The following is a 6,843-nucleotide window of genomic DNA, read 5'->3' on the forward strand; positions in this document are numbered from 1 at the left end:
AAATCTATCACCATAGGTATATATTTGATATGAAGTGAATATGATTGGTGCGCCAATTAATAACCCTAAGTGATACCATTTCACTCCTTCCCAAACAATAAGAAAGCCAACGTCGTACTTTCTAAAATTAAGCTTATCAACCATGGCTGGTGAATAAATCGTTTTATAATTTTGCAAGGACGCGCATCTCCTGCTGAGGGTAAAGTCAAACTCTTCTTTTTTGAACAAAATATATATACACCTATTGAACTCACTGTTATGTAAGCAAGGGATATCAGCAACTCAGTATCAATTAATGGAGGAGTGATATGGCTGGAACATACTCAGTACGGGACTACTTCCTAATCATGTACCACAAATCGCGTAACACAGTGTCCTGTAAATCGCTTGATGACAATGGGATCGGTTTCGTCGTCATCATAGCGCTTTACCTTGTAGTGATAATCCAGTTCAATTTCCTTGCCAAGGTATCGTTTATAGTTGGCTGTACGATAACAGTGCCGGTGTAATCCTTTCCCTTTTGGCGATTGATGAAAAACCGTGTCACCGATTTGATAAACATAGGAGCTGCCACGACCAACCTCTTCCAACAGCGTCAGCTTTCCTCGTAAGGTTGTCACCACCTCTGAGTAGCGCGTTTCAATCTCAATTTCTCTTGCATCATCCTCAAAACCAAAGATAGAGAACCCACAATAGCCTAACCAGATGGCTTTTACCCACCACTTAATTGAGGGCATGGCAAGTATAATTACGGTTAGCATGATATGAGTAAAACCCGCGAAATAGAGATCTAAATAATATACGTCCTGAGGATATTGATAAACAACGGTCATAGTCTTAACGGCTTATTTTCCTATGCGATGTAGTACGCCGCCCATATCCTGTCTCGTAGGGTGGCGTCTAATCGGTGTTAATTTACAATGGTCGGCAGGTTTAGCAACCGCCCTTTAACTACATCAAATCTATCACCATAGGTATATATTTGATATGAAGTGAATATGATTGGTGCGCCAATTAATAACCCTAAGTGATACCATTTCACTCCTTCTTTGTGTTTTTTATACTGAACATAAATACAAAGCCCCCCAAACAATAAGAAAGCCAACGTCGTACTTTCTAAAATTAAGCTTATCAACCATGGCTGGCTCATGCTCACTAAGGCACTACTTCCTAATCATGTACCACAAATCGCGTAACACAGTGTCCTGTGTGTGTTTTGATGAATATAGGATCGGTTTCGTCGTCGCCATAGCGCTCGACTTTGTAGTGATAATCCAGTTCAATTTCCTTGCCAAGGTATCGTTTATAGTTGGCTGTACGATAACAGTGCCGATGAAATCCACTCCCTTTTGGCGATTGATGAAAAACCGTGTCACCGATCTGATAGATATACCCCACGCCACGACCGACCTCATCTAACAGCGTCAGCTTTCCTCGCAAGGTTGTCACCACCTCTGAGTAGCGCGTTTCAATCTCAATTTCTCTTGCATCATCCTCAAAACCAAAGATAGAGAACCCACAATAGCCTAACCAGATGGCTTTTACCCACCACTTAATTGAGGACATGGCAAGTATAATCATAGTCGCCACGATAAAAAATAAAATGGTAGAATAAAGGTCCAATACAGGCATATCCTGAGGGTATTGATAAACAATGGTCATGGTCTTAACGGCTTATTTTCCTATGCGATGTGGTACGCCGCCCATATCCTGTCTCGTAGGGTGGCGTCTAATCGGTGTTAATTTACAATGGTCGGCAGGTTTAGCAACCGCCCTTTAAATGCGTTTTTCATCTGTTCATTATAATCAGGGCACATTGTCAGTAGCGTGCTCAGCTCATCTTTAGTCAATATAGCCTTATCAGCAACCGATTGGCTGAAACGCTCGCCGATCAGTCCCGTTCTTGCGCTTAAAATAAAGTCAAAATTTTCAAGATGGGGTAATAACAAATGTTTAATGCCTTTAACTGGGTTATAACTGATAACAACCTCGACCTCGCTATTGAAGTTCAAGCCAAGCACTTGCATGTCATTTTCGTTGGCTTGGCGCACGGTTTCAAACTTATACCCTGCGAAACACCATGAAGTGGGGCGGTCATCTCTTTGTAAAGGAATTGCGAGGGCGATATGTTTACTATACACACACCGCCATCCCTGCTTATCATGACAATATTTAACATCACTCGCCCCCTTAGCCATCTGGCCGTTGGCAAAAAACTCACTGTTCCCATCGGGGTAAAACAGCATAACTTCTTGCTTATCCTTATGAAACGTTTGGTAAACGCTGATTTCTGCAGCACTAGCAAATGACAACCATACCAACCATATTGCGAATAGGCGCATCTATTTACCCTCTCCTAAATCCCATGAGTACTTATTAATAAAACTCTGCGCATTCGCTCTGGCGACGCGTTCCGTTACTTGATTGCCATATTTGACAGCCGGGGTGTGCTTTTCACCATCATACGGGTTCGTATCTGCGCTCTCAACTCGGTGTATTCGCGTATTCCAATCCGTTCCATGAACGGCTTCATGGACAATGGTATTCACTTGCCCTTCTAACCCACTTGCATAAAACGGAGTATAGATGTTCATTGTCCCGGTATTATCGTCCATTGTTGCAAATGTATTGTAGTCTTTTGTACCATCTTTTCCGGTGTAGTGATCACTGTGAAATTGGATGTTTCCTTTCTCAAGGGTGTTCAACTGTGTACGTATTTCACTCAAGTCATTATCAGCATCAAGCATCAAGGATTGTGCGCTACCTAGCTGTTGATAATCCTTTGCTTGCACATAACCATCATAAACACTGCGGGCATTTTGGTATACATCTTCCGCTAATGCGAGGTCATTTTTCAACCCTAAACTACTGATAGCCAGCGCCGTTAAACCGCTTTGTTTTTCAACCTCACTCAGCCTAGAATCAAAATGAATGTTGCCACCGTTGACGCTTAACAACCGACTTTTCTCATCCGCAATGTCCCTTTCCGATAGTCGTACTTTATCCTGAGCATAACGCTCATCAGGTGCGGATAAGCCCTCATTATCAATTTTTGTCCTCAGCCCTGCTCGGTGTCTATTAACCGCTTCCTGTTCCAGTTTCCCTGAGTGGGCTTTTTTGATTGCTGCGGGATCGGCATCATGGTGGTATGGGTCCCAATGGGTGCCGTCTTCGCCATTGCGCGTGCTCGCACTGACACTATTGCGCCGCTCAACACTTGCGACACTTTGACTGCTGACAGTCGCGGCCTGTGTGTCTTTCGCCGTGGTGATTGTCTCATCAAATGGGCTGATGGCCTCAAACGCTTTAAATAGACCATTTACCGAACCGTAAAGTGCTTTTGTAAAAGGGGTCGCCTCAAAGTTATATGTTTCATGCTCGGGCACATATTGAACAGCACTGAAGCCATTGACGGGAGAGGATAATCCGACATTAATATCTCGGCTCCATGCCAGCTCAAGGCCTCTCACTCGCCCTTGTGGCGCCATGGGGCCAGACTCGGAGGTGGTTGTGTAACCCTCATAAATAGCAATTTCATTGGGCAACCATCCACTTTTCGCTGGCAAACTTGCCTTTACCCCATGTGCAACCATTCGTCCCTGAGTCAACCCTTTGATTTCCATATCATAGCCCTTGGTCAGCGAGAAATTAATATTTGCGCCTGGCTTTTCAGGCAAATAGCTCACCGCATAATCTTGACTTCGGTTTTCAAACTCAGCACGGTTAAACGCTATTTGACCTTGGTTATTGATCCCGAACGAGTAGGCGGCTCCGATACTCGCTTGTTTCCCCCCTCCGGCTCCCAATTCAAATTCAATGGCATTTCTTTGCCCAGTATCCATTAGTCCTAAGCCTTCCAGCATAGGGACAGTCGATGCCTGTAAGAGTGTATTGTATGCTTGCCAAGCGTTGTGAGCATTTCTCTGTGCACTGATCCCCAGCACATCCAGCCAGCTATCAGCCTCTGCTATCTCTTTATCGTATGCTTTGTTTATGTCACCGAATTTGGCTAACTGCACGGAAAGATCTTGCCAATACTTTGCAGGTTCTTCGTTAGCAAAAAGGCTGGAATCGGCAAGTTCTTTGCTTCCTTCACGGCCTTCTTTCCATGCTGCATTTTGAAATTGAATTGCGCTTTCCCAGTCATACCCTTGCAATACATCGGCGTGAGCACTATCAAGCGCGTTAAATTGTACGTGCGCTACGTCGTTGCCATTTTCGTAACGCGCTGCGTGAAACTGAGCAAGCGCGTCGTGTTCACGACGCACCGCATCGCCGGCGTTTATGCCTGCATTCATCGCATCTATGGTTTGGTCGTAGGCATCCTGATGCGTTTGAAAATAACTGTCAATGACTCCCTGCTGTCTAGCCATACGCGAAGCCTCTTGTGCAGCGAAGTAGTCTTGTTCCTCCGACTGTGGCTGACCCTCAGTACCATATTTCATAAAGTCATCAATCGGTGCGGTAGAGGCATACAACTCAGTCGCTGACACAAAGTTGCCTTGACGATCGTAGATGCCATCATCCCGAGGCGCTAGGCTTGCTTGCGCTGCGTTCAGGTTGGCTGGCATTTGCTCAGCCTGCATTTCCTCCGCTGCAAAGGTGTCTCGCGCTTGGGCTTGCACTTCATCGATCAGAGGCTGATATTTTTCCTGCCCTTCACCCATGGCGCTTTGATATACCCCAGCTAGGTCTGCATAGTCTTGCAACGCACTGCCACTGGCCGCTGAGCCGTTTTGGCTCAGTACTGAGCCTTGCTCTGCCAGTTTATTCATCAACATTTCGCTGGCCGCTTGGCGCTGCGCGCTATTGATGTCCATATTGTGTGATAAATCAGAGACGCGATTGGTGAACTGCTCGCCTAACTCACTTTGTCGTTGTGCAAACTGCTGTGCAACAGACTCACCATATTGGGAAGCCTGAGTATCAATATAACGCTCAGCGGCACTGTGCTTTTGGCTGTCACTCAGTTGCTGCCAGTGTTCGGGGTTTTCGCGGATCAAGTCGTTAAAGTCTTCTTTAAACTGCGCGCGACCTTGCTCTGACGGTATAAACTGCGCCGCCTCATTGATCATGTTACCCGCCGTGAACATAAAACCACTGCCGCTTGCACTTTCAAGTATTTTGTCGCTGGCAGCAATTTCCCTACCATCAAATACGACGCCACTGGCGACTTTACGAGTCGGCTCTGACTGCGACCGCTCCATAGCGTCATTTTTCAAGGCTGCCTGCTCGGTGTATGGGAGCTCTCCTGCCACGCTCTGACCGTTAAGCTGATGCATTTGGTCATTCAGCGTATTGGTGAGCGCCGCCAACATCTGAGTATTGCCCGCCAGTTCCTCAGCCTGTTCATCGGTATTGGTAAAATGACTCGCAAGATTGAGCCTTTGTTGTTGGCTTAATTGTTCCATTTGTTGCGCGGAAACAGTGCGGCCAGCCCCTGCAGCTATCTGATCACTGCGGTTAGACTCCTGACTTGCCGTTACATTTGGTTGAGATGACGCACCTGTCGATGAGTTCACGCTGGCCCCCATTTGTGCCTGTGAACCAGATGACACCGCCCCTAAAACTGAATTACCGGTCGCCTGCGTCATGGTGATGCCACTGCCGCCAGAGGCCACAGCGCTGCCCGAACTAGAAGAAGTGCTTCCCATCCCCACGCCCGATGACGATGACACCCCTCCACCAAAGCCGCTACTCATTCCCGAATTAAAGCTCGACCCACCGGAGCTAAAACTCGGGCTACTCACCCCTGCACCACCAAAACTGCTTATACTACTGCCTCCTGAGTTGCTGGACATCGCCATCATCGCCGTACTGCCTGCACCACTGTGCCCGACCTTAACACTGTTGCCCTGCGAGGAACTTCCCCCTCCTGACGCACCACCCGAACCTCCGCCCGAGCCCGAACTTCCCGAGCCTGAGCCCGCTGCGCCTGAAAAGTCTGAACCTGAGCCACCACCCGCTGCTCCCGCACCATTTCTTTGTGCCAAGCCTCCGAATGCCCCCATCGCCGCATAGGCCGACCCCGATAACAAGAAAAACGTCAACGTCGGAATTATCGCCGAGAGCGTGCCCGCCATACCTAACGCCGTCTCCACCGTGGTATAACTCGTGTCTATCGACCCTATCGTGCCCAAAAAGGTACATTGTCCACCCAGTGCCGTACATTGCTCTGCAAACCCCGTATAATGCTCCACATACAATCGGCTGATCACCGAGGTGATCGGCAATAAATTCGCCCACGCCAACAGCATCAGCCAACTGCTCAGGATCTTTATCATGTAGCCCCCAGATATCAACAAGATAAATGGGATCAAGGTGGTAATAAAGTAGGTGAACACTTCCACCGCATTGATGATCAGTGGCAAGGTCTCTTGGTTCAGTGTCATTCCTGAGGCCGAAGCCGCCTGTCTATTTGCAAACGCATTCGCCTGTAATGAGCCGTTATGAGCACAAAGTGCAGCTAACGTCTCTTGCTGTTGAGAGCATGCATAATACAATTCAGATAATAAGAACTGTGCCTTGGCCAACTCGATACCATTGAGTCCCCAATCACTGGTCATCAACTGCATCGCACTGACCACCGAGGTGAGGTTGATTTTGTTGAGCACCTCCACGTTACGCTGTAGCGCTAACTCAAATTCTGGCGCATCCAACGCACTTAAAATATGCGTTTGCGCGTTCGCACAGCTCATCATCGCCGGGTTTTCGGTGCTAAATGGTGCATCATAGCTATTCAGCGCATCGGCACCCGTCACATTATCGCTATATACCTTGGTCGTTAAGGCATTTTGATTGCCCCGTCGCAGACCATTTAAAAACTCACTTTTATCAAATTGT

The 6,843-nt window shown here is 47.3% G+C and carries 6 protein-coding genes; all 6 read right to left on the bottom strand.

The window, feature by feature from the left end; all coding sequences use genetic code 11:
* Positions 1-228, bottom strand: a 228-nt coding sequence (locus C2M32_RS20885; RefSeq protein WP_234401324.1) for a hypothetical protein, incomplete at its 3' end; no start/stop codon positions are given.
* Positions 229-341: 113 nt separating this feature from the next.
* The gene (locus C2M32_RS16335; protein ID WP_105169393.1) at positions 342-833 is read right to left on the bottom strand and encodes a hypothetical protein; all 492 of its coding nucleotides are present in this window, start codon (positions 831-833) and stop codon (positions 342-344) included.
* Between the two features lie 77 nt (positions 834-910).
* Positions 911-1,150, bottom strand: coding sequence for a hypothetical protein (locus tag C2M32_RS20890; RefSeq protein WP_105169394.1), 240 nt, complete (start codon positions 1,148-1,150; stop codon positions 911-913).
* A 20-nt stretch (positions 1,151-1,170) separates the two neighbouring features.
* The gene (locus tag C2M32_RS16345) at positions 1,171-1,662 is read right to left on the bottom strand and encodes a hypothetical protein (RefSeq protein WP_105169395.1); all 492 of its coding nucleotides are present in this window, start codon (positions 1,660-1,662) and stop codon (positions 1,171-1,173) included.
* A gap of 77 nt (positions 1,663-1,739) precedes the next feature.
* Positions 1,740-2,342, bottom strand: coding sequence for a hypothetical protein (locus tag C2M32_RS16350; RefSeq protein ID WP_105169396.1), 603 nt, complete (start codon positions 2,340-2,342; stop codon positions 1,740-1,742).
* A partial coding sequence (locus tag C2M32_RS16355; protein ID WP_199886178.1) for a conjugal transfer protein TraG N-terminal domain-containing protein occupies positions 2,343-6,843 on the bottom strand: 4,501 nt, incomplete at its 5' end. It abuts the gene before it with no gap.

The organism is Pseudoalteromonas sp. T1lg23B (genome assembly GCF_002964665.1).
Taxonomy (GTDB): Bacteria; Pseudomonadota; Gammaproteobacteria; order Enterobacterales; family Alteromonadaceae; genus Pseudoalteromonas.

Bases quoted from the DNA above. Each gene is read 5' to 3' on its own strand.
- C2M32_RS16335 (WP_105169393.1), bottom strand. From the start codon at position 833: ATGACCGTTGTTTATCAATATCCTCAGGACGTATATTATTTAGATCTC.
- C2M32_RS20890 (WP_105169394.1), bottom strand. From the start codon at position 1,150: ATGAGCCAGCCATGGTTGATAAGCTTAATTTTAGAAAGTACGACGTTG.
- C2M32_RS16345 (WP_105169395.1), bottom strand. From the start codon at position 1,662: ATGACCATTGTTTATCAATACCCTCAGGATATGCCTGTATTGGACCTT.
- C2M32_RS16350 (WP_105169396.1), bottom strand. From the start codon at position 2,342: ATGCGCCTATTCGCAATATGGTTGGTATGGTTGTCATTTGCTAGTGCT.